We start from the raw sequence: 20,841 nt of genomic DNA, 5'->3' as shown, positions 1-20,841 counted from the left end.
GCGCCACCACGCGCCGGAGGGCGGGGGTGCGAGCGCGGGGAAGGCCCGGACCGGGCGGTCCGGGCCTTCGCCATGCCTGGCGTGCCTGTCTCCCGTGGGGGTCAGACCTCACCGCGCCAGGCGCCGGTCTCCACGCCGCCGCGCTCCTCGATGTACTTCTTGAAGCGCTTCAGGTCGCCGGTGACCTGCCGCTTGACGAAGCCGAGCTTGTCGCCGACGGTCTCGGCGAGGCCGTCGGGGTCGTACTCCATCTGCAGCATGACCTTGGTGCGCGCGGCGTCCAGGCGGTGGAAGGTGACGACGCCGGCCTGCTTGGCCTGGCCCTCCACCGTGGTCCACGCCACGCGCTCGTCCGGAATCTGCTCGGTGATCGCGGCGTCGAACTCCCGCTCCACACCGTCGATCTTGGTGACCCAGTGGGTGAGCGTGTCGGTGCGCTGTTCGATCCGCTGCACCCCTTCCATGAACTCGGGGAACGTCTCGAACTGGGTCCATTGGTTGTACGCCGTGCTGACCGGGACGTTGACTTCGATGGACTCTTCGACTTGCGACACGGATGACACCTTTCCTCGTGAACTCGCCCGCCCCTCCTCCGTGGGGAGGGCCGGGCAGTGCACTGCTGTACTCCACCGCGAGTGCCCGGAGGTCCCGCTTTCACTCCCGCCCCGCACGATCCGGCCCCGGCGCCCCCGCTCCTTTGAGCCACGTCGATTTAGCCATGTCGATCTTGGGCATCCGGGGACGAGTGATCTTCGTTGTCGTGCACCGTAGGGAGTGGCATGTCCGTACCCTCGCGCCCGGTCCGTCGCGCGGACCGTGAGCGGCGCTTCGATCTGCGCGCCACCGCCCTGTTCTTCGTTCTCGCCGCCATCGCCCTGTGCGGCACGGCGTTCCTGGTGCGCGCCGCGGCCCATGTGGCCGAGGCCCGTCCGCTGTGGGTCGGCTCCCTGGCCGCCGTGGGTCTCGCGGCCGCCTTCCTCTGCCGGTCCAGGTGGCGCAGGTTCTCCGCGGCGCGGTACGCGCGGCGTGCCGCCGAGGTGCTCGAGGAGGCGGCCGAGCGGGCGTCGGAGAGCCTGGACGCCCCGGCGGCCTACGCGGGGGTGCCCGCCACGCCCGCCGGCACACCGGACCCGCGCGGCCCGGAGGCCGTGCCGACGGTGCCGGCACAGGAGTGGGGCCTCGTCGCCGACCCCGCCCAGGAGGTGCCGGGCACCCTCGTGGCGGACGGTGAGGAGGCGACGGTCGTGCTCGACGCCCCGCTCGACTACACCGAACTCGACGCCGACGCCTTCGAGCAGGCCATAGCCGATCTGTGCGCACGCGACCGGTGCCAGGAGGTGGAAGTGGTGGGCGGCGCCTGCGACTTGGGCGCGGACGTCCTCGCGGTCGCCCCCGACGGGCGCCGCGTCGTCATCCAGTGCAAGCGTTACGGGGCGGACAACAAGGTCGGCTCACAGGACCTGCAGCGCTTCGGCGGCACGTGCTTCACCGTCCACGAGGCCGAGGTGGCGGCGCTCGTCACGACCAGTGACTTCACCGCTCCCGCCCTCGAATACGCCGAACAGTGCGGCATAGTCTGCGTCAACGGCGAGGATCTGCGGGCCTGGTGCGACGGCGCCGGGCCGAGCCCCTGGGAGCTGGTGCTCGCCGAAGGCTGACCCGCCGCGGGGCTCGTGCAGTACGCCGACGCGCCGTGGCCCGCGAGGTCAGGGGACGCCGCGCGACAGCGGGCACCACGGCGCCGCAGCGCCGTGGTGCCCGTTCCTGTCCGGCCGGTCAGCGGGGACCTGCCCGGTACATGCCCCGCTTGGCACGGCCGCCGCCGAGCTCACCCTGCTTGGCGGCCGCGCTGGCGGCCAGGGCGAGCAGCAGCATGACGCAGCCGGTGATGACGTTGCTGACCACGGTCCTCGTGGTGCTGACGTCACCCGCCACCACCCACGGGGCGACGATCGTCCAGACGCCCAGTGCGCAGGCGGCCCACGCCATGCTGTGCGTGCGGTCGTAGGCGCGGCCGAAGCCACCGCTCATGAGCAGGGCGTAGGCGATGCCGACGATCAGGTTGGTGACCGTCAACCGCGTCAGGCCGTCGAACCCCGCGATCCAGGGCGAGGCGGCCAGGTACATACCCGTGAGGAAGGCCAGCGTGTCGATGGCCTGCACTTTCGGCGAGCTCGCCGCGCGCTCGGCGCTCTCGTGGCGGGCGCGTATGTCGGCGATGTCCGGGTGCGTTTCCATCGAGGACGGGGTCATGGGAGACGTTGACACTGCGTCCACCTCCAGCTGGGTGGTTCTCGGGGTGCGGACAGGGCCGCGAGCACCGACGTCACGCGTCGCGCGGCCGAACCAGGACTCGAAGTGGTGGCAGCAGAGGAGTGGCTGCCGGGTGTCCGGGGCGGGCCGGGCGCAGATGGCCCGGCCCGACCGGGAGGGCACGCGTCGTCTGTTCGAAGCGACGGGTCTTGAGATGGAGTTGCTCGTAGGAGCCCGCTGCGGCGTCGGCTCCCACCTACTCCTGAGAATACCCGCCATCACCCGTCTTGTCGTATGGCGACCCTTTTGTCGCCCGCCGGGCTTCCCGGGGCCCTGCGGGCGCACTTGCCCGCGTAGCGGCCGGGGGGAATGCCCACGATCCGTTTGAAGTGCCGGGTCAGGTGTGCCTGGTCGTAGAAGCCGACCGCGGTCGCGACCTGTGCGGGCGGGCTGCCGTCGAGGAGCAGGCGCCGGGCCCGCTCGACCCTGCGGGCCATCAGGTACTGGTGCGGGGCGATGCCGAAGGCCGCGCTGAAGGCCCGCACCAGGTGGGCCGGGTGGGCGTGCACCTGCGTGGCCGCCTCCCCCAGCGTCACACCGCTCAGCAGCCGTTCGTCGAGGAGTTCCCGCAGGCTGTCCGCGACCGTGCGGCCCGGTGCCGGGCCGCCGGTGACGAACCGGGGCCGCAGATGTCGGCGGAGCCGCTCACCGACCAGGGCCAGGCGGCTCTCGGCCTCCAGCTCGTCGCCGCGCCGCGCGAGGGCCGTGTGCAGTTGCCCGATGCGCCGGCGCAGCAGCGGATCGGCGATGTCGGGGTCGTCCACCGCCGGGCCGATGAGGCTCTCGTCGAGCAGCGGCCCGTCCAGGTACAGCACCCGCTTGCGGAAGCCGTGCGCGGTGGCCGGTGAGCCGTTGTGCGGGACCTGCGGCGGCAGCAGCGACACGGTGTCGCGCGGTGTGCCGCGCTCGCGGCGGTCCAAGTCGTAGCGGACGGCGCCGTCGTCGACGATCAGCAGCGTCCACACGTCGTGGACGTGCATGGGGTACGCGTGCTCGGTGAAGTGCGCGTGGAAGACCTCCACGACGCCCGGGACCTGCGGGCGCCACGCGGAGACCACCTGCGGGGACGGCATGCAAAGAACGTACAAGACGCGCCGATGAGGTGATCGGCAGCCTGGGGGCATGACGACAGAGACCACACAGAGCGCGCCCGTCCGTTTCGACACCAAGATCGCGGTGGTGCTGCGGGAGGACCTGGCGACCTGGCAGCGGCTGAACGTCACCGCCTTCCTGGTCAGCGGCCTCGGTACGCAGCTCCCCGAGGTGATCGGCGAGCCGTACGCCGACGCCGACGGCACCCCGTACCTGCCGATGTTCCGCCAGCCGGTGATGGTCTTCGAGGGGACGAAGGAGGTGGTGACGGCGGCGCACGGCCGGGCGGTCGGCCGCGGTCTGCCGCGGGCGGTCTTCACCTCCGACCTCTTCGCGACCGGCAACGACCGCGACAACCGGGCCGCGGTCGGGGCCGTGCCGGGTGACCGGCTCGACCTGGTCGGGGTGGCCGTCCACGGTCCGCGCAACGCGGTCGACAAGGTGCTCAAGGGCGCGCGCATGCACCCCTGAGCCGACGCCCCCGGGGGCCGCGCGCAAAACGAGGAGAGGGCCCGGATCCACTCGGATCCGGACCCTCCACACGCAGTAGCGGGGACAGGATTTGAACCTGCGACCTCTGGGTTATGAGCCCAGCGAGCTACCGAGCTGCTCCACCCCGCGTCGGTGAACCCAACAGTACGCCATCACGGCGGCGCCGGAGACCACTCGGGGAAGCGGGGTGCGGGTTCCCGGCTCTCGCCCGAAGCCGTTCGACAGTCCATCGCCGCGGATGGCAGGCTCACACCCCATGGAACTACTCGACGTCCTGGCGGACTTCGCCCGGTCGGGGCAGCTGGGTCCGGTCACGAACGGCGCCGCCTGGGGCACGGTCACCGAAACGCTCGGCGAGCCCTTCGAGGTGCTCGTCGGGGAGCGTCGGTCCTGGCCGCGTCTGTTCGCCTACGACGACCTCGAGCTGAGCGTCTGCCGCTGCCAGAAGGTCATCCTGATCTGCCTCCAGACCTGGCGGGACACCGTGGAACTCCCCGCGGGGCCGATGGGGAAGCGGTCGTTCCCCGGCCATCCGAAGTACGCCGAGGTGATCGAAGCTCTCGGCCGCGCCGGGTGCGCCTGGCAGCCGTACACGCCCCTGACCTTCGACGGCCAGTGCGCCATCCAGGCCACCTCCTCCGGCGTCGTCTTCGTCTTCGAGATCCCGGAAGGAGAAGACCCCATCCTCGACGTGGCCGGCCCCCAGCCCCACCGCCACGACTGTCCGCCCGAGACCCCCGGCAGTTGAGGGCCTCTTCGCCGACCCGTCCTACTGGCCGGGCTGAGCGGCGCCCATCCGCAGCAGGGATCTCCCGCTGATCGCCGTGAGGGCGAGGATGCCGACGCCGGAGACGAGGATCGGGACGTTGATCTCCGTGTACTCGGCGACCACACCGGCCGTGATGGCGCCGAAGGGCGAGATGCACACCGAAAGGAGCCGGAAGACGCCGTTCACCCGGCCCAGGATGTCGATCGGAATGGTGGCCTGCCGGAACGCGGTGATGAGTGTCTGCCAGGTGGCGATGGCGAAGCCGACCGCGCCGAACGAGACCGCGGCGACGGCCGGCATCCGGGTCCCGCCGAGCAGCAGGCACGCCACCCCCATCAGGGCGAGGGCCGCCACCGCGCCGTGCAGCACCCCCATCTTCCGTCGCACCAGGTCGCTGCAGAGCCCCCCGATGACACCGCCGATCGCGTTGGCGGCGAGGAAGAAGCCGTACGCGCCCTCCGGCAGGTCCAGCCAGTCCACGACGTAGAGGACCATCAGCACGCCGAGGCTCATGGTGAAGAAGTTCAGGACGCCGAGGACCACGGCGAGGCGGATCAGCAGCTGGTCGGCGCGGAGGTAGCGCATCCCTTCGCGGATCATCTGCCACCAGCTGGTCCGTGGCCCCGTCGACTCCGTACGGACCGTCCGCATCACCGGGAACAGCAGCAGCATGACCCCGAGCAGGAACGAGGCGCCGTCGAGGATGAACGGGGCCGCCGCGGCGAACGCGAACAGGACGCCGCCCAGGGGCTGCCCGATGCTGTCGCGCAGGACCACCTGGACGGCGTGCAGGCGGCCGTTGGCCGTCGTCAGCCGGTCAGGGGTGACGACCTTGGGCAGAAAGGCCTGGGCCGTGACGAGGAAGACCGACTCCCCCATGCCGAGGACCGCCGCTGCGATGTAGACGAAGACGAGGCCGAGGGTGTCGGTCAGCACACCGACGGCGATCACGGTGACGACGACGAACCGGCACAGGTCGATCGCGATCAGCAGGGCCCGGCGGTTGAACAGGTCCGCCCAGACCCCGCCGAGCGGCGCCATCATCATGCCGAGCGCGGTGACGATGGTGGTCAGCGACAGAAGGACGGCGTTGTCTGTGAAGGAGAAGGCGAGCAGGGGGAGCGCGGAGTTGCGCACCCCGTCGCCCAGGGCGGAGACGGCACTCGCCAGCCAGAGCCTGCCGAAGTGCGGCCAGGCCTCCGTATCCTGCGGCACGGCGGATGGAGCCTCTTTCTCGCGGGCACTCTCGGGACCGCCCGTACTGCTCGCTTCCATCAACCTCGCCTTGTCGCCGTGCCAACGTGGTGCCGCGTGGACCTGTTCTAGCCCTCGGCGTCGACGCCCGTGACCAGGCTGAGCAGCCGCCCGTCCTCCTCGAACAGGATCCGGTGGCTCTGGAACAGTTCCAGGGTCTCGGTGATCTTCTCCTGCGACAGGTCGTCCGTGGCGGTCAACTGGTCCGGCCGTCGTGGCGCGTTCAGCGTCCGGAGCAGGGCGAGCGTGGGCCCGTCGACGGGTATCCGCCGCTCCGCACCGAACCTGGTGTCCACGATGTCGTACGCGTCGCCGTCCCGCACCAGTTCCAGGCGGGGCCGCTCGTCGCCGCCCCACTGGGTCTGCCACTCGCTCACCACGCGCTGGAGGGTGGGGTACCACTTGAGCGCGGGCAGCGCGTAGGGCGCGGCGCCGTGGTCGGTGAAGAAGTAGGCGAGCTGGTCGAGCTGCTGCGGCTCGAAGGGGAAGACCAGCGGATAGAAGTCCATCGGGCGCAGGTCGAGGCCGTACTTCAGGCGCTCGTTGAAGTAGGGGCTGAACCGGTCGAAGCGGATGAAGAAGGCGCCGGTCGGCGGCGTGAGGTGCGCCAGGGTCGGGAAGTCCCGCTCGTACTTGGCGTACATCTCCTCCGGCTCCTGGGGCGCGCCGACCAGGAGGTTCCATTCCGGGTGGATGCCGTACTGGAGGCAGAGCTTCATGAACTGCAGGCTCTGGAAGGCGGTGGTGCCCTTGCCCAGCAGCTTGAGCATCTCGCTGTTGACGGCTTCGACGCCTGCCTGGACGCGGTTGACCCGGGCGTCCGCGAGGGCCTTCACCTTGGAGACGCTCATCGGGAGCTTGATCTCGTAGAAGATGGAGGCGTCGTCGGGGGCGTTCACCCGCGGGAAGACCTCGGCGGGGTAGTTCTTCGGCAGGATGTAGTCGGTGCACATGTAGTTCTTGAACTGCGGGTGGAAGCCGAAGAGCCAGTCGAACTGCCGGACCGCGAGGTCGGGGTCCATCTGCCTGAACCCGATGGTCTCGTCGTTCAGGCCGCAGAACGTGCAGTGGCTGCGCGCGCCCCACCAGCAGCCGCGCGAGGTCTCGAAGAACAGGGTGGGTTCGAGCGTGCCGTCCGCCACGACCTCCTCCGCCTCGCGCATGGCGACCGCGAAGTCGTCGTAGTCGAGCGGCACGTAGTCGTTGATGTCCCGGTCCTTGCCGACGCTCAGCCGGACCTGCGGGCGCATGCAGTTGTCGCGGCTGATGACGCCCTTGATCGAGGAGATCTGCTCGGTCGTGCCGGCCAGCGTGTGGTCGAGGAACTCCGAGAAGCTCACCAGGCTGGGGCCGGAGAACACGTAGTCCAGGTAGGGGATCTCACCGGCGAGGACGGCGCCCATCGAGGTCTCGCAGTTCGAGCCGCCGAGGAGGATCACCGCCTCGGGGTTCCTGTCCTTGATCATCTTGGCGAGCGCGAGGGCCGGCACCGTCTGGGCGAACATCGAGGTGAGACCGACGACATCCGCGGTCGCCAGGTCGTAGCGGTCGATCAGGCCTTCCAGGAACGCCTCGATGCCGTCACGGCGCCGCACCAGGTCCTCGCGGAACGGTGCCGCCGAGGGTTCGCGGTAGTAACGGCTGAAGTACGTCTCGGAGTTGTCCGGTTCGTCGGGGAACGCGATGTGCCGGAACAGCCACTCCCCCACCCCGCTGTACAGGTGGGTCATGTCTCCGGATATCTCCTCGTAGAGGCCGACACCGAAGTATTTGGTGAAATCGACGTTCAGGTAGTGCACCTCGCCGGTGACCCGGTCCGCGTACTCCTGGCCGATCAGGCCGGAGAGCTGACTGAGGGCGAACGAGGGCCGATTCCAGTCGGCGAAAGGCATGTTGACGAAAGCCACGCGAAGCACAGGGAAACCTCTCGGAAGGGGGGCGGCTCTAGAGGGACGCTCCACATGAGGTGCCGGAAGTCTCCAGAATCGGCAGGCCGCCGCACCGCTCCGGGAGCCGGGCGTTTCACACCGGGTCGAACCCGGTCAGAGCGATGGCAAAATGCCGGAAAACCAAACCCTGTCCATCAAGTGACCCTTCCCCCGTGCAGCCGAATGCCTGCCTGAGGCTAAGCACAGCGACTCTGGGGGGTCAAGCCCTCTATTCATCGGGGCAGTTGACGGCGGCGGACCGGCGCCACGGGTCCGGGCGGGGGACGCCCCCATACCCTCCCGGACGCCCGCGCACCACAACCGCGCCCGCGCGCACACCGGGCACCACCGGCACGAACGCACCTCACAGGGCCCGGTTAACTCGCGCCTCGCGGGCTCGACTTGGCACCCACCAGGAATCGACCGCTGTTCGTACGCGTTTCGACTTCGTGACGTACGATGTGCCTTCGATGCCAGGCCGTCACACATGGCCGCCGAGTTCGAGTGGGCCAACTCATGGGGGAGAACTTCGTGTTGAACGCTGATACCAACGAGCCGACACCGACGGAAACCCGCGTGAAGGAAGTCTGGGCCGAGGTACTGAAGCACGAGGACTTCGGACTCGACGACAATTTCTTCGCCGTCGGCGGGCACTCCATGACGGCCACGCTGGTGACCTATCAGCTGCGCGACGTCTGGGGCACCGAGTTCCCCCTCACGCTCATCTTCGAGCATTCCACCGTCCGTGAACTCGCGTCGATGATCGACCGCTCCAAGGCCGACGCCGTCGACTCGGACTCCGTCACCGGCTGATCCCCCGGAGGCCTCGTCGGGTCCGCGCCCCGTCCAGGCGCGCACCCGCGCTGACCCCTGCGCGAAGGAAGTGGCCAGATGCACCCGGACCTCACCCTCGAAGACCGGCGCGCGCTTTTCCTCGAACGGATCCACCGGTGGGCGGCCGCGTCCGACCGTCCCTGGCAGCCCGCCGGGCAGCCGACGACGCCCACGGCGCTGCCCCGCGCGGTGGCCACCGGCCCCGCGGGCCCCGCCGTCCGCCGGCAGGCCGTGCACGAGCTGGGCGACGTCGCCGGGAAGGCGCTCCACGACGTCGCCGCGCGGTGCCATGTCCCGCCGGGGACCGCCCTGTTGGCGGCGGTGCTGACCTCCGTGGCCCGGTACTGCGCGACACCCGAGCTGCTGGTCACCGTGCGCGACGGCGCGGGTCGTGTACGGCGGCTCGCGGTGACGGCCGCGGCGGAGGAGCGGTTCACCGACGTCGTGCGCGCCACGGACCGCGCGCTCACCGAGGCCCTCACGGCAGGGACGCGGCCGTCGGCGGGCTCGGTCCCGCCCCTGCTCATCCAGCTCCCGCGCGACGAACGGCCGGGCATCGGCACCCACGGCGACACCACCCTCATCGGGGACGTCACCGTGGAACTGTCCGCGACCGGCGCCCTGACCGCCGGATACGACCCCGACCGCCATGAACATCTGCTGGTCGAGGGCGTCCTGCGGGGTGCCGGGGCGCTCCTCGAAGCGCTCCTCTCCGCTCCCGACGCGCCCCTGTCCGCGCTGCGTCCGCTCTCCGACGACGAGCGGCGCACGGTGACGGTGGAGCCCAACCGCACCGCTCGCCCGCGCAGCCCCGGCACCCTCACCGCCGCCTTCGACCTCGCCCGGCGGCGCTTCGCCGACCGGACCGCGCTGGCGGACGCGGCGGGCACCCTCACCTACCGGGCCACCGCGGCGGCCGCCGCCCGCCTCGGACACCGGCTGCGCGCGACCGCCGGGGCCGGCCCCGAGGACCTGGTCGCCGTGTATGTGTCCCGCGACGACAAGCGCTGGGTCGTCGCGTGCCTCGCGGCGCTGCACGCCGGCGCCGGCTGGCTGCCGATCGATCCGGCGGTGCCACCCGCGCGCCTCGCCACACTGCTGAGCGACGCCGGCGTCACCGCGGTCGTCACCGACACCGTGCTGCGGGAGCGCATACCGTCCGGCGACTGGCACGTCGTGGACCTCGACGACGTCACCGCCGAGGACAGCTCCGCCGAAGCGGCCGACGCCCCCTGGGCCGACGCCGACCCGCGGGGCCTCGCCTACGCGATGTACACCTCGGGCAGCACCGGCGCGCCCCGCGCCGTCCTCGTGGAACACGACAGCGCCCTCAACTTCGTCGCCTCCCTCCAGCACCTCTTCGAGCTGGGCCCCGACGACCGCATGCTGCAGTACGCGTCGCCCGGCTTCGACGTATCGGTGTTCGAGATCTTCTGCGCGCTGCTCAGCGGCGCCTCCCTCCACATGATCGGCGACGACGACCGGCGCTCGGTGGAGGGGCTGACCCGGGTGCTCACCGAGAGCGGCATCACCGTCGCCGAACTCCCCCCGGCCCTCCTGGAGTTGCTCGACCCGGACCGTGTGCCGCTCCTGCGGCTCGTCTCGGTCGGCGGCGAGCCGTTCTCGGGGCGGCTGACCACGCGCTGGTCCCGCGACCGCCGGTTCGTCAACGGATACGGCACGACCGAGACCACGATCGGCGTCATATACAAGGAGTGCACCGGCGTGTGGCGGTCCCCGCCGCCCATCGGGCTCCCGGTCGACAACCACCAGGCGTACATCCTCGACGACGACCTGCGCCCCGTGCCGCCCGGCGCGGTGGGCGAGCTGTTCGTCGGCGGCACCGGTGTGGCCCGCGGATATCTGGGGCACGCCGCGCGCACGGCGGAGCGCTTCCTGCCCGATCCGTTCACGCCCGGCGGCCGTCTCTACCGCACCGGCGATCTCGCCCGCTGGTCGGCCGACGGCGACATCGTCTTCCTCGGCCGCCGCGACCGGCAGGTCAAGGTCCGGGGGCAGCGCGTCGAGCTCGGGGAGATCGAGGCGGCGCTCAGCGCCCTGCCCGAGGTGACCGCCGCCGTCGTGGCCGACATCGACGGGACGCTCGTCGGTTTCGTGGTGCCCGCCTCGGGGGTCCGCCCCGACCTCGACGGCGTCCGCCGGCACCTCGCCGACCGGCTGCCCGCGTACATGGTGCCCAGTCTGCTCGTCGCGGTGCCGCACATCCCGATCACCGCCTCCGGCAAGGTCGACCTCGCCGCGCTCGACGCCCACCGGCACGCCGCGGGCGCCCCGGCCCCGCTGCCCTCGGCGGACGACGACGGCCCCGCCACGGCGGACGGCATGACGGGTCTGGTGCGCCGGATCGCCGTGGAGGGCTGCGCTCCGCTGCTGCCGGGCGCGCGTCTCACCGCCACCACCAACTTCTTCGCCACGGGCGGCGACAGCATCCGGGCCATCCGGCTCCTCTCCTGGGTGCGCGAGGCCTTCGGGGCGGAGATCCCGATGAGCTGGTTCTTCCGCAACCCCACGCCCAAGGCGCTCGCCGAGGCGGTCGAGCGCCACCGCGCGACCCGCGACGGAGAGGCCACCACCTCCGCGCGAGGCGGCCCCTCCCCCGTCGCCACCCCCGACGACCGGGACGACGCGCCCCTGGCGTCCTCACAGAAACGCATCTGGTTCCTCGACCAGTTGCGGCCCGCGGACGCCTCCTACAACGTCATCGAGGCGTTCCTGCTGCGCGGGGAGCTCGACGCGGACGCGCTGAGCCGCGCCCTGGACCAGCTCGTGGTCCGGCACGAGATCCTCCGCACCCGCTACGTGGCGACCGCCGGCGTGCCCCGCCAGGTGGTGGATCCCGAGCCGACGGTGCGGCTCGTCCGGCACGATCTGACCGGGGCGCCCGCGGCGGAGCTGGACGCGCTGCTCGCCGAGGAGGCGGCCCGGCCCTTCGACCTGGCCGTAGGGCCTCTGCTCCGGCTCACCCTCGTACGCCGCGGACCCCGCGAGCACGTCCTGCTCTGGGCCGTCCACCACATGGTCGCCGACGGTCACTCCACGGAGGTGCTCTTCGGCGAACTCAGCCGCCTGTACGGCTCGTTCCGCCGTGGCCTGCCGTCCGACCTGGCTCCGGTCACGCTTTCGTTCCGGGACTACGCGCGCTGGCAGAACGCGGAGCTCGACGGCGACGCCCACCGGGCGGGGCTCGCCTACTGGCGCGAGCAGCTCGCCGGCGCGCCCGCCCAGCTCGAACTGCCCATGGACCGGTCGCGGCCCGCCCGCCCCACCACCCGTGGCGGCACCCTGTACTTCGATCTTCCGTCCGAACTCGGCGCGGAACTCGGCACGTTCGGCAACCGCGCCGGCGTCACCCCGTTCATGACGCTCCTGACGGCCTTCTTCGCGCTGCTCTCCCGGTACGGGCGCGACAAGGACGTGGTCGTCGGCACGCCGTTCGCCAACCGCACCCGGCGCGAGGTCGAGGGCCTGGTCGGCTTCCTGGTCAACACGGTGCCGCTGCGCGCCGACTGCTCCGGCGACCCGACCTTCGCCGACCTGCTCCGGCAGGTCACCGGGACGACGCTCGCCGCAGGCGACCACTCCGAGGTGCCCTTCGAGGAGGTGGTGGACGCCCTCGGTGTCACCCGTGACGCCGGGGTCAACCCGCTGGTGCAGGTGATGTTCCAGGTGATCGACGCGCCGGAGGACCAGCTGTCCCTGGACGGCGTCGAGGCGACGAAGATCGCGCTGGAGGAGCAGACCGCCGCCTTCGACCTCGTCCTGGAAGTACGCACCGGCCGCGACGGGCGCCTCACCGGCCGCGTCAACTACAGCAGCGACCTGTTCGACCGCACGACCGCGGAACGGATCGCCGGGCACTACCAGCAGCTCCTGCGCTCGGCCCTCGCCCGCCCCGAACAGCGCCTGTCCGAACTGGAGATGCTCACACCCGACGAGCGCCGACAGCTCCTCGACGACTTCAACGAGACCGCCTCCACGCCGGTGGAGACCGTCACCGCGGTGGTCGAGCGGCAGGCCGCCGCGGCGGGCACGGCCATCGCCGTGACGGCGCCCGACGGCGAGCTGAGCTACGCCGAGCTGAACGCGGCGGCCAACCGGCTCGCCCACCACCTCACCGAGCGCGGGGTGGGCCCGGACGTTCTGGTCGGCCTCTGCCTGCCGCCGAGCGCCGGCCTGATCGTCGCCATGCTCGCGGTGCTGAAGGCGGGCGGAGCGTACGTGCCGCTGGACCCGACGCACCCCGCCGAGCGCATCGGGCAGCTGCTCGCCGACTGCGGCGTGGACATCGCCGTCGGACGCCCCGACGTCCGGCACAAACTCCCCGATGCCCTGCGGCACTTCGTCGACCTGGACGGCGACCGTGCGGGCATCGAGCCCCGCCCCTCGGACGACTTGCCCGGCGTCGACCCGTACCACCTCGCCTACGTCCTGCACACCTCAGGATCGACCGGGCGGCCCAAGGGCGTCGCCGTCCCGCACCACGCGCTGGTCCGCCTCGTACTCGGCTGCGACCAGGCGCCGACCCGGCCCGACGACACGTTCCTCATGGTGCATCCGACGACGTTCGACGCGTCGCACCTGGAGACGTGGCTGCCGCTGGCCCACGGCGCGCGGATCGTGGTGCCCGAAGAACGGCTCATCGACCCCGTCGAGCTCGGCGCCACCATCAGCCGCCACGGCGTGACCGTGCTCTGGCTCTCCGCCACGCTGGCCCAGATGACCATCGACACGGACATCCGGCTGCTCTCCGGCATACGCCAGCTGGGGATCGGCGGCCAGGCGCCGTCCGTGCCCCATCTGCGCCGGCTCATGCGCGAGCTGCCCGGTCTGCGTCTGCTGAACTGTTACGGGCCGACCGAGTCCGCGACCAACACGACCCTGCACCACCTCGCCTCCGTACCGGCCCCGGACACCACGTCCGTGCCGCTCGGCCGGCCGGTCGCCGACACCCGTCTCTACGTCGTCGGCGTCCACGGCGAACTGCTGCCCGTCGGCGTGCCCGGCGAGCTGTGGATCGGTGGCCGCGGCCTGGCCCGCGGCTACCTCGCCGCCCCGGCCCTGACCGCACGGGCCTTCGTGCCCGATCCGTTCGGGCCCCCCGGGGAGCGCGTCTACCGCACCGGTGACATCGTGCGCCGGCTTCCCGACGGCACCCTCGACTTCCTGGGCCGCGACGACGACCAGGTCAAGATCCGCGGCTACCGCATCGAGCTCGGCGAGGTCGCCACGGTGCTCCGCGGCCACCCCGCGGTGCGCGACACGCACGTGTTGCGGCACGGCAGCGCCGGCGCGGCGGAACTCGCGGCGTACGTCGTCCCCGACGCGGGCGAGGGTGTCGACGTCGAGGACCTCTTCCGTCATCTGCGGCAGCGCCTGCCCGAGTACATGGTCCCGGCGACCATCACCCCGCTGCCCGAGCTCCCGGTGACCGCCAACGGCAAGGTGGACCCGGCCCGTCTCCCCGAGCCCCGAAGGAGCAGGGTCGACGGGGATACCGGCCGGCCTCCCGGCACCGATCTGGAGAAGGCCGTCCACGCCGTGTGGGCCGAGATCCTCGGGCGGGACGCCTTCGGCGTCGACGACGACTTCTTCACCATCGGCGGCAACTCGTACCAGGCCACCCAGGTCGTCGCACGGCTGCGCACCGCCCTGAACGCGGACGTCACGGTCCGGACGCTCTTCGAGCACCGGCGGGTCAGCGAGCTGGCGGCCGTCGTGGCGCGGGCCCCCGCCCCGGCCGGCGACGGCGCTCCGGTGCGCCCTCGTCCCGGCGGCGGGCCGGCGCCGCTCTCCGTCGACCAGCAGCGCCTGTGGTTCCTGGACCAGCTGCACCCGGGCGGCGCCGACTACAACGTGCCGATGAACCTGTGGCTGCGGGGCGCCCTGGACACCGAGGCGCTCTGTGCGGCACTCACCGAGGTCGTCGAACGGCACGAGGTGCTGCGGACCAGGTTCGTCCTCGGCGACGACCGCCTGCCCGTACAAGTTGCCGATCCGGCAACGGTGTTCGCGCCGGTCGAGACCGATCTTTCGGGGCGGCCGGTAGACGAGGCGCGGGCGGCGGCCGAGGAGGCGGCATCAGCGGCGGCACGCCGTCCGTTCCGGCTCGACCAAGGGCCGCTGATCCGGGCGGAGTTGATGCGCGTCGCGCCGGACGAATGGCTGCTGTCGCTCGTGGTGCACCACGCGGCCGTGGACGCCGAGTCGTTCCGCCTCCTCCTGTCCGAGGTGGCGGAGGTGTACACGGCGCGCACCTGCGGGCGACCGCACACCTTGCCCGCGCTGCCCGTCCAGTACGCGGACTACGCGCTCTGGCAGCGGCAGCACGCTGCGGACGTCGAGCGGGCCGACCTCGGCTACTGGCGCGAACAGCTGCGCGACCTGCCCACCCTGGAGCTGCCCACCGACCGGCCGCGCCCGCGGCGGCGTTCCGGCAAGGGGGCGAGGCACCACGCAGGCCTACTCGACGCGGCCGGCACGGCCCGCCTCGCCGAGGTGGCACGTGAGCACGGCGTCACGCAGTTCATGGTGCTCCTCGCCGTGGCCCAGGCCGCGCTCGGCCGGCTCGGCGGGCAGCAGGACTTCGGAGTCGGCACCCCCGTCTCACGACGCTCGCGCCCCGAACTGGCTCCGCTGATCGGGTTCTTCGTCAACACCCTGGTCCTGCGCGCCGATCTGTCGGGCGATCCGTCCTTCGCCGAACTCCTGGCCCGTACCCGCGACACCGCCGTGGCCGGATACGCCCACCAGGAGCTGCCGTTCGACCGGCTCGTGGAGGAACTCCTGCCGGCCCGCACACTGGACCGCACCCCCCTCGTCGACGTGGTCTTCTACGTCGACGACACCGCGGACGCCGCGCCCGAACTGCCCGGCCTCGCGGCCCGGGTGACCGACGTGGACACCGGCACCGCCAAGTTCGACCTGGACATCGCGGTGACACGCAGGGGCACGGCACTGACCTGCACGGTCGAGTTCAGTACCGACGTGTTCACCGCGTCGACCGCGAAGCGGGTCACGGACGTCTACGCGAGCCTGCTGCGGGCGGCACTCGCCGATCCGCTCCAACCCCTTTCCCGGCTCGGCACGACCGGCCGCGACGACGCAGAGGAGACGTGTTGATCATGGAGGTGGTGGGATGAGAAGCGACGTGGAACCGGGCGGCCTCTCCGGCGACTTGGACCGCTGGTTCCTCGGCGGCCTCGACCGTCCCTGGCGCGACACCCAGCTGTTGTGCCTACCGCACAGCGGCGGCAACGCGTCGAGCTACCGCGCCTGGCTGGCCGCGGTCGACGCCGACGTGGACGTGGTTCCCGTACAGCTGCCGGGAAGGGAGACCCGCCTGGCCGAGCCCCCCTTCACCGACCATCCGGCGCTCGTCGCCGCGCTCGCCGACGTCGTCGACCGGGCCGGGTTCAAAAGGATCGCGCTCTTCGGCCACAGCATGGGCGCGGTGCTCGCGGTCAACCTGTGCCGCGCCCTGGAGAAGGCCGGGATCCCGGTGGCCCACGTCTTCGCCTCCGGACACGGCGGGCCGGCCCAGCGGCCGACGGCCACCTTCCCGCGGGACGCCTCCGACGAGACCATCCTGGACGCGCTCGGCTCGACGGGAGCGCCCAACTACGAGGCGCTGCTGCGCCACCCCGAACTGCGGGACATGGTGCTGCGGGTGATCCGGGCGGACCTGGGGATCGTGCTGACCGGCCTGGTCGCGGGCGAGCCGGTCCAGGCCCCGATCACCGTCCTGAACGGCAGGGACGACCCGACGCCCGGCGGCTGGGAACAGACCGAGTGGGCCACCGTCACGCAGAGCCGGTGCGTCTCGCACCGGCTCCCCGGCGGCCACTTCTACCTCGTCGAGCAGGGTGACGAGGTGGCCCGCATCATCCGCACGGCCCTCGCCGGGCCGCAGCCACCGCACACGTCCGGTGCCGCCACGAGAGACGAGGATGCAGCCAGGTGACGTCCTACACCGTCGTCGTCAACGACGAGGAACAGTACTCGATCTGGCCGGAGGGCCGGAGCGTCCCCGCCGGCTGGCGGGAGAGCGGGATGCGCGGCACCAAGGAGGAGTGCCTGGCGCACATCGAGGAGACCTGGACCGACATGCGGCCGCTGAGCCTGCGCCGCCGGATGGAGTCGACCTCCGCATGACGTCCTCACACATCGCAGTCGTCACGGGCGCCGGACACGGCATCGGCGCCGCCACCGCGCTCCGCCTCGCCGCCGACGGTGCCGCCGTCGGCGTGCTCGATATCGACGGCGGGGCGGCCGCCGAGACGGTGGAGCGGGTGCGCGCCGCCGGTGGCACCGCGCATGCCGTCGTCGCCGACGTCGGCGACCCCGAGCAGGCCCACGGCGCGCTCGCGGACGTGGCGGCGGCGCTCGGGCCGCCGGACATCCTGGTCAACAACGCCGGCATCGTCAGGGACCGGCCGGTCCAGGACCTCTCCCTCGAGGACTGGGACACCGTTCTCGACGTGAATCTGCGCGGCCCGTTCCTGATGTGCCAGGCGATCCGTCCTTACCTGCTCGAACGGAAGTGGGGGCGCATCGTCAACTTCTCCAGCTCCTCCGCCCTCGGCAACCGCGACCAGGCCAACTACGCCGCCGCGAAGGCCGGGATCGACGGCCTGACGCGCACGCTCGCCATCGAACTCGGCCCGTACGGCGTGACGGTGAACGCGGTGGCGCCGGGTTACATCGTGACCGACATGACGGCGCGGACGGCCGAACGCATGGGCATGGACTTCGGCAAGCTCCAGCAGATGGTGGCCTCGCAGACGCCGGTACGGCGGGTGGGCAGGCCGGAGGACGTGGCACACGCCGTCGCGTTCCTCGTGAGCGAGGACGCCGGTTACGTCTCGGGGCACCTGCTGTACGTCACGGGAGGACCGATGCGCTGAGCCGCTCCCCCGCCAGCGCCGCGGCGAGTTCCGCCACCGTGCGGAGGCGGAACAGGGTGGGGGGCGGCACGGTGACGCCGTGGCGTTCCGTCAGCTCGGCGGCGACCCGCAGCAGGTCCAGGGAGGTCCCGCCGAGTGCGAAGAAGTCTTCGCCCACATCCTCGGGGGTCCGGCCGATGACCGTGTGCCACACGTCGGCGATCGTCCTCTCCCACGGTGTCCCGGGAGCCCGGTGGCGCGGGGCGGAGCCGGTGCGGCGGGCGGGCGCCGGAGCGGGCAGTGCGCCGCGGTCCACCTTGCCGTTGGCGGTCAGCGGCAGCCGTTCCAAGGGCACGAACCACGCGGGGACGAGCGCCGCGGGCAGGCGTTCACTCAGGTAGGCCCGTAGTTCCCGGACGTCCGTCGCGCCCGGCTCCGCGGGCACCACGTAGGCGGCCAGCTCGGCGGCGAGCCCGCTGCCGCGCACGGTGACGAAGGCGTCGCGCACCGCCGGGTGGCCCGTGAGCACCGCCCGGATCTCCCCGGGTTCGATGCGGAAGCCGCGCAGCTTGACCTGGTCGTCGATGCGTCCCGCGAACTCGATGACGCCGTCGGCCCGCCGCCGCGCCAGGTCCCCGGTGCGGTAGAGGCGGCCGCCCGGCGGGCCGAACGGGTCGGGGACGAAGCGTTCGGCGGTGAGGGCGGGGCGCCCCAGGTAGCCGCGGGCCAATCCGTCGCCGCCGATGAGGAGTTCGCCGACGATTCCCGTGGGCACCGGTCGTCCGGTGTCGTCGACGACGTAGCAGCGGGTGCCGCCGATGGGCCGGCCGATCGGCACCTCGGCGTCCTCGTCGAGCCCGTCGGCGTCGACCGGGTGGGTCGTGGCGAAGGTGGTGGTCTCGGTGGGGCCGTAGCCGTTGACGACGCGCAGGGCCGGGTGGGCGGCCAGCAGCGTGCGCAGGTGGGGCGCGGAGAGTGCCTCGCCCCCGGCGACCAGGGTCCGCAGCGGTCGCAGGGCCTGCGGGTGCGCCTCGGCCACGAGGTTGGCCAGCTGTGCGGTGAGCCAGAGTACGGTGACGCCCAACCGGTTCAGTTCCGCGCCCAGTTCGCGCGGGCCGACGGGGCCGGGCGGATGGACGGCGAGCCGGGCGCCGTTGCACAGTGCGCCCCACACCTCGAAGGTCGAGGCGTCGAAGGCGGTGGGGGCGAGCATCAGCAGGGTGTCGTCGGGGCGCACCGCCACGTCGTCGAGCCCGCGCACCAGGCGTACGACGCAGCGGTGGGTGACGGCGACCCCCTTGGGCACACCCGTGGAGCCCGACGTGTAGATGAGGTAGGCGAGGCTGTCGGGTGCGACGGGGGCTGCCGGTCGGGGTGCCAAAGGCTCCGTGGGCGGCGGGCCGTCGATGGTGAGCACATGAGGGCGCTCGGCGTCGGCGGGGAGCTTCGCCGCGAGCCGTTCGGCGGTCAGGACGAGCCGTGCCGCGCTGTCGCGCAGGACGAACGCGGTCCGCTCGCGCGGGTGGTCGGGGTCGAGCGGTACGTAGGCCCCGCCCGCCTTGAGCACGGCCAGCATCGCGACGACCTGCTCGGGGCCGCGCGGCAGCATGATGGCGATCCGGTCGTCGGGGCGGATGCCGAGGGCGGCCACCCGAGCAGCCAACTGGGCGGCCTCTTCGTCCAGTTCGGCGTAGGTACGGTGGTACGGCGGGCTCCACAAGGCCGTACTGCCGCCTGCCTCGGCGACCTGCCGGTCGAACAGGTCGAGCACGGTCACGTCGGGTGTGGCGCGGACGGGGTGCGGCGGCACGCCGAGGTCGCGTTCGTCCGGAACGAGCAGGTTCAGTTCGGACAGGGGCCGGTCGGGGTGCGCGAGCCCGTCCGTGAGCAGTTCCCGGAAGTGGCCCGCCATGCGCCGCGCGGCCGCCGCGCTGAACAGGTCGGCGTTGCAGGTGAAGGCGACGGAGTACGCGGCACCGCCCGTGTCGGCGACGGTGACGGCCACGTCGAACGGGGAGCGCGGCTGCGCCATGAGCCGCGGGCGCGGGTCCGGGGCCGCCCGGGACTCCTCGCGGGGCAGCGGCCACACGTCGAGCGCCACTTGGGCGATGGGGTGCCGACTCGGCTCGCGGTCGACGGCGAGGGCCGAGACGATTTCCTGAAAGGGCACGGCGACGTGATCGAGCGCCTCGGCCGTGGCCTGCTCGACGCGCGCGGCGAGCGTGCGCAGCGAAGGGTCGCCGGATCCGTCGATCCGCAGGGGCAGCAGGGGTGCGAGGCAGCCGACGGCCGACTCGTCCCCCGGCTCCCTGGCACCCGGTGTCCGGGTGGCGACCACGGCGTCGTGGGAGCGCGCGTACCGGGCCAGGAGCCCGGCGAGGGCGGCACAGAAGACCGTGAAGACCGCGTCGGCCGGGTCCTTGGTCGTGGCCGGAGAGCACACGCCGTCACGGGGTATGTCGAGGAAGACGGTCCTCCCCCGCTGAGTGTGCACCGGCTGCCGGGGCAGGTCGGTCGGCAGCTCGGCGGAGGCCGGGATGTCGGCCAACCTCTCGGTCCAGTAGGCGAGGTGGGGATCGTCCGGCGTCCTCTGTCCGCCGGGCCGTCCCGATGCGACCTGCTGGGCCGGAATCCACGGCGTCCGCACGTCGGGCCGCGCCGTGCCGTCGCGTGCGGCACGGTAGAGGTCCACGACGTCGGCGGAGAGCACCCCGGCGGCGTGCGGGTCGCATACAATGCGGGGCACGATCAGGGTCAGTGAGGCACCGCCGCCGTCCGGGCACATGACGGCCCGCACCAGCGGCCCGCGCACCAGGTCGAAGGGCCGCCGGATCTCGGCTTCGTCGGCCGACTCCCCCTGCGGGACGAACTGTTGGTCGATGACCGTCAGCTCGTACTCCGTGGACGCGGACACCGTCTGCCGTGGAACGGCCTCGTGGGCGCCGAAGCGGGTGCGCAGCGCGGGATGGCGATCCAGGAGCGCGGCCAGTGCGGAGCGCAGCGCGGGAAGGTCGACGGAGCCGGGGATGTGCCAGCCGACGACCACGTGGTCCGGGGGGTCGGTGAGTGACCGGTCGGCGACCCACTGGCGTTCCTGGGCGCTGGACAGGGGGCGCGCATCCATCCTGTCAGGTCTCGACATCCGGTCACGGTACCACCTTGATCGAACAGAGGGACGTACCTCAACTGGGTGCACTAATCTCGGCGTTGGCCGCGGCACCGCGCGGCACGGCATGCGTCAGCACACGCCGGTGCG

At 72.1% G+C, this 20,841-nt stretch carries 14 protein-coding genes and 1 tRNA gene; 8 read left to right on the top strand and 7 right to left on the bottom strand.

Going from position 1 to position 20,841, the window contains the following annotated elements; translation table 11 throughout:
* Window positions 1-101: 101 nt before the first annotated feature.
* The gene (locus tag ACZ7DY_RS16885; protein ID WP_471135699.1) at window positions 102-554 is read right to left on the bottom strand and encodes an SRPBCC family protein; all 453 of its coding nucleotides are present in this window, start codon (window positions 552-554) and stop codon (window positions 102-104) included.
* Between the two features lie 225 nt (window positions 555-779).
* Here ACZ7DY_RS16885 and ACZ7DY_RS16880 point away from each other — a divergent pair, with 225 nt between their 5' ends.
* Entirely contained in the window at window positions 780-1,658 is an 879-nt protein-coding gene (locus ACZ7DY_RS16880; protein WP_471135696.1) for a restriction endonuclease, read from the top strand.
* A gap of 118 nt (window positions 1,659-1,776) precedes the next feature.
* Here the strand turns inward: ACZ7DY_RS16880 and ACZ7DY_RS16875 are convergent, their stop codons facing one another.
* Window positions 1,777-2,238 (bottom strand): SPW repeat protein, encoded by a 462-nt coding sequence (locus ACZ7DY_RS16875; RefSeq protein WP_471135695.1) that lies wholly within the window; start codon window positions 2,236-2,238, stop codon window positions 1,777-1,779.
* A 293-nt stretch (window positions 2,239-2,531) separates the two neighbouring features.
* Window positions 2,532-3,386, bottom strand: coding sequence for a helix-turn-helix transcriptional regulator (locus ACZ7DY_RS16870; protein WP_471135693.1), 855 nt, complete (start codon window positions 3,384-3,386; stop codon window positions 2,532-2,534).
* Window positions 3,387-3,435: 49 nt separating this feature from the next.
* Between ACZ7DY_RS16870 and ACZ7DY_RS16865 the strand changes: the two genes are divergently transcribed.
* On the top strand, window positions 3,436-3,876 hold the full coding sequence (locus ACZ7DY_RS16865) for a DUF2000 family protein (protein ID WP_471135691.1): 441 nt from the start codon (window positions 3,436-3,438) through the stop codon (window positions 3,874-3,876).
* A 76-nt stretch (window positions 3,877-3,952) separates the two neighbouring features.
* On the opposite strand, the gene ACZ7DY_RS16860 is transcribed toward ACZ7DY_RS16865, so the two are convergent.
* A tRNA-Met gene (locus ACZ7DY_RS16860) sits at window positions 3,953-4,026 on the bottom strand.
* A gap of 127 nt (window positions 4,027-4,153) precedes the next feature.
* Here ACZ7DY_RS16860 and ACZ7DY_RS16855 point away from each other — a divergent pair.
* Window positions 4,154-4,645 (top strand): hypothetical protein, encoded by a 492-nt coding sequence (locus ACZ7DY_RS16855; RefSeq protein WP_471135689.1) that lies wholly within the window; start codon window positions 4,154-4,156, stop codon window positions 4,643-4,645.
* Between the two features lie 21 nt (window positions 4,646-4,666).
* Here the strand turns inward: ACZ7DY_RS16855 and ACZ7DY_RS16850 are convergent, their stop codons facing one another.
* Both ACZ7DY_RS16850 and ACZ7DY_RS16845 read right to left on the bottom strand, forming a co-directional pair.
* Entirely contained in the window at window positions 4,667-5,881 is a 1,215-nt protein-coding gene (locus ACZ7DY_RS16850; RefSeq protein WP_471135686.1) for an MFS transporter, read from the bottom strand.
* Window positions 5,882-5,988: 107 nt separating this feature from the next.
* A complete protein-coding gene (locus ACZ7DY_RS16845; protein WP_471135683.1) occupies window positions 5,989-7,827 on the bottom strand; it encodes a RiPP maturation radical SAM C-methyltransferase in 1,839 nt (612 codons plus the stop codon).
* Window positions 7,828-8,424: 597 nt separating this feature from the next.
* On the opposite strand from ACZ7DY_RS16845, the gene ACZ7DY_RS16840 reads away from it, so the two are divergent.
* The 5 genes from ACZ7DY_RS16840 to fabG all read left to right on the top strand — a co-directional run bounded on the left by ACZ7DY_RS16840 (window position 8,425) and on the right by fabG (window position 17,606).
* Window positions 8,425-8,661 (top strand): phosphopantetheine-binding protein, encoded by a 237-nt coding sequence (locus ACZ7DY_RS16840; protein ID WP_471135680.1) that lies wholly within the window; start codon window positions 8,425-8,427, stop codon window positions 8,659-8,661.
* A gap of 78 nt (window positions 8,662-8,739) precedes the next feature.
* A complete protein-coding gene (locus tag ACZ7DY_RS16835; RefSeq protein ID WP_471135677.1) occupies window positions 8,740-15,822 on the top strand; it encodes an amino acid adenylation domain-containing protein in 7,083 nt (2,360 codons plus the stop codon).
* Window positions 15,823-15,838: 16 nt separating this feature from the next.
* Complete coding sequence (locus ACZ7DY_RS16830; RefSeq protein ID WP_471135674.1) at window positions 15,839-16,663, top strand: thioesterase II family protein; 825 nt, start codon at window positions 15,839-15,841, stop codon at window positions 16,661-16,663.
* On the top strand, window positions 16,660-16,854 hold the full coding sequence (locus ACZ7DY_RS16825; protein ID WP_471135671.1) for an MbtH family protein: 195 nt from the start codon (window positions 16,660-16,662) through the stop codon (window positions 16,852-16,854). The genes ACZ7DY_RS16830 and ACZ7DY_RS16825 overlap by 4 nt, the downstream gene beginning before the upstream one ends.
* The gene (fabG, locus tag ACZ7DY_RS16820; RefSeq protein ID WP_471135668.1) at window positions 16,851-17,606 is read left to right on the top strand and encodes a 3-oxoacyl-ACP reductase FabG; all 756 of its coding nucleotides are present in this window, start codon (window positions 16,851-16,853) and stop codon (window positions 17,604-17,606) included. Before ACZ7DY_RS16825 ends, fabG begins: the two co-directional genes overlap by 4 nt.
* Here fabG and ACZ7DY_RS16815 read toward each other — a convergent pair.
* Entirely contained in the window at window positions 17,584-20,727 is a 3,144-nt protein-coding gene (locus ACZ7DY_RS16815; protein ID WP_471135665.1) for a non-ribosomal peptide synthetase, read from the bottom strand. The two genes, fabG and ACZ7DY_RS16815, sit on opposite strands and share 23 nt — an antisense overlap.
* Window positions 20,728-20,841: the final 114 nt, after the last annotated feature.

This window comes from Streptomyces sp. NPDC037013 (assembly GCF_055607265.1).
This window is presented reverse-complemented; position numbering and strand designations above follow the sequence as displayed.

Bases quoted from the DNA above. Each gene is read 5' to 3' on its own strand.
- ACZ7DY_RS16835 (WP_471135677.1), top strand. From the start codon at position 8,740: ATGCACCCGGACCTCACCCTCGAAGACCGGCGCGCGCTTTTCCTCGAA.
- ACZ7DY_RS16865 (WP_471135691.1), top strand. From the start codon at position 3,436: ATGACGACAGAGACCACACAGAGCGCGCCCGTCCGTTTCGACACCAAG.
- ACZ7DY_RS16870 (WP_471135693.1), bottom strand. From the start codon at position 3,386: ATGCCGTCCCCGCAGGTGGTCTCCGCGTGGCGCCCGCAGGTCCCGGGC.
- ACZ7DY_RS16815 (WP_471135665.1), bottom strand. From the start codon at position 20,727: ATGTCGAGACCTGACAGGATGGATGCGCGCCCCCTGTCCAGCGCCCAG.
- ACZ7DY_RS16875 (WP_471135695.1), bottom strand. From the start codon at position 2,238: ATGGAAACGCACCCGGACATCGCCGACATACGCGCCCGCCACGAGAGC.
- ACZ7DY_RS16880 (WP_471135696.1), top strand. From the start codon at position 780: ATGTCCGTACCCTCGCGCCCGGTCCGTCGCGCGGACCGTGAGCGGCGC.
- ACZ7DY_RS16855 (WP_471135689.1), top strand. From the start codon at position 4,154: ATGGAACTACTCGACGTCCTGGCGGACTTCGCCCGGTCGGGGCAGCTG.
- ACZ7DY_RS16830 (WP_471135674.1), top strand. From the start codon at position 15,839: ATGAGAAGCGACGTGGAACCGGGCGGCCTCTCCGGCGACTTGGACCGC.
- fabG (WP_471135668.1), top strand. From the start codon at position 16,851: ATGACGTCCTCACACATCGCAGTCGTCACGGGCGCCGGACACGGCATC.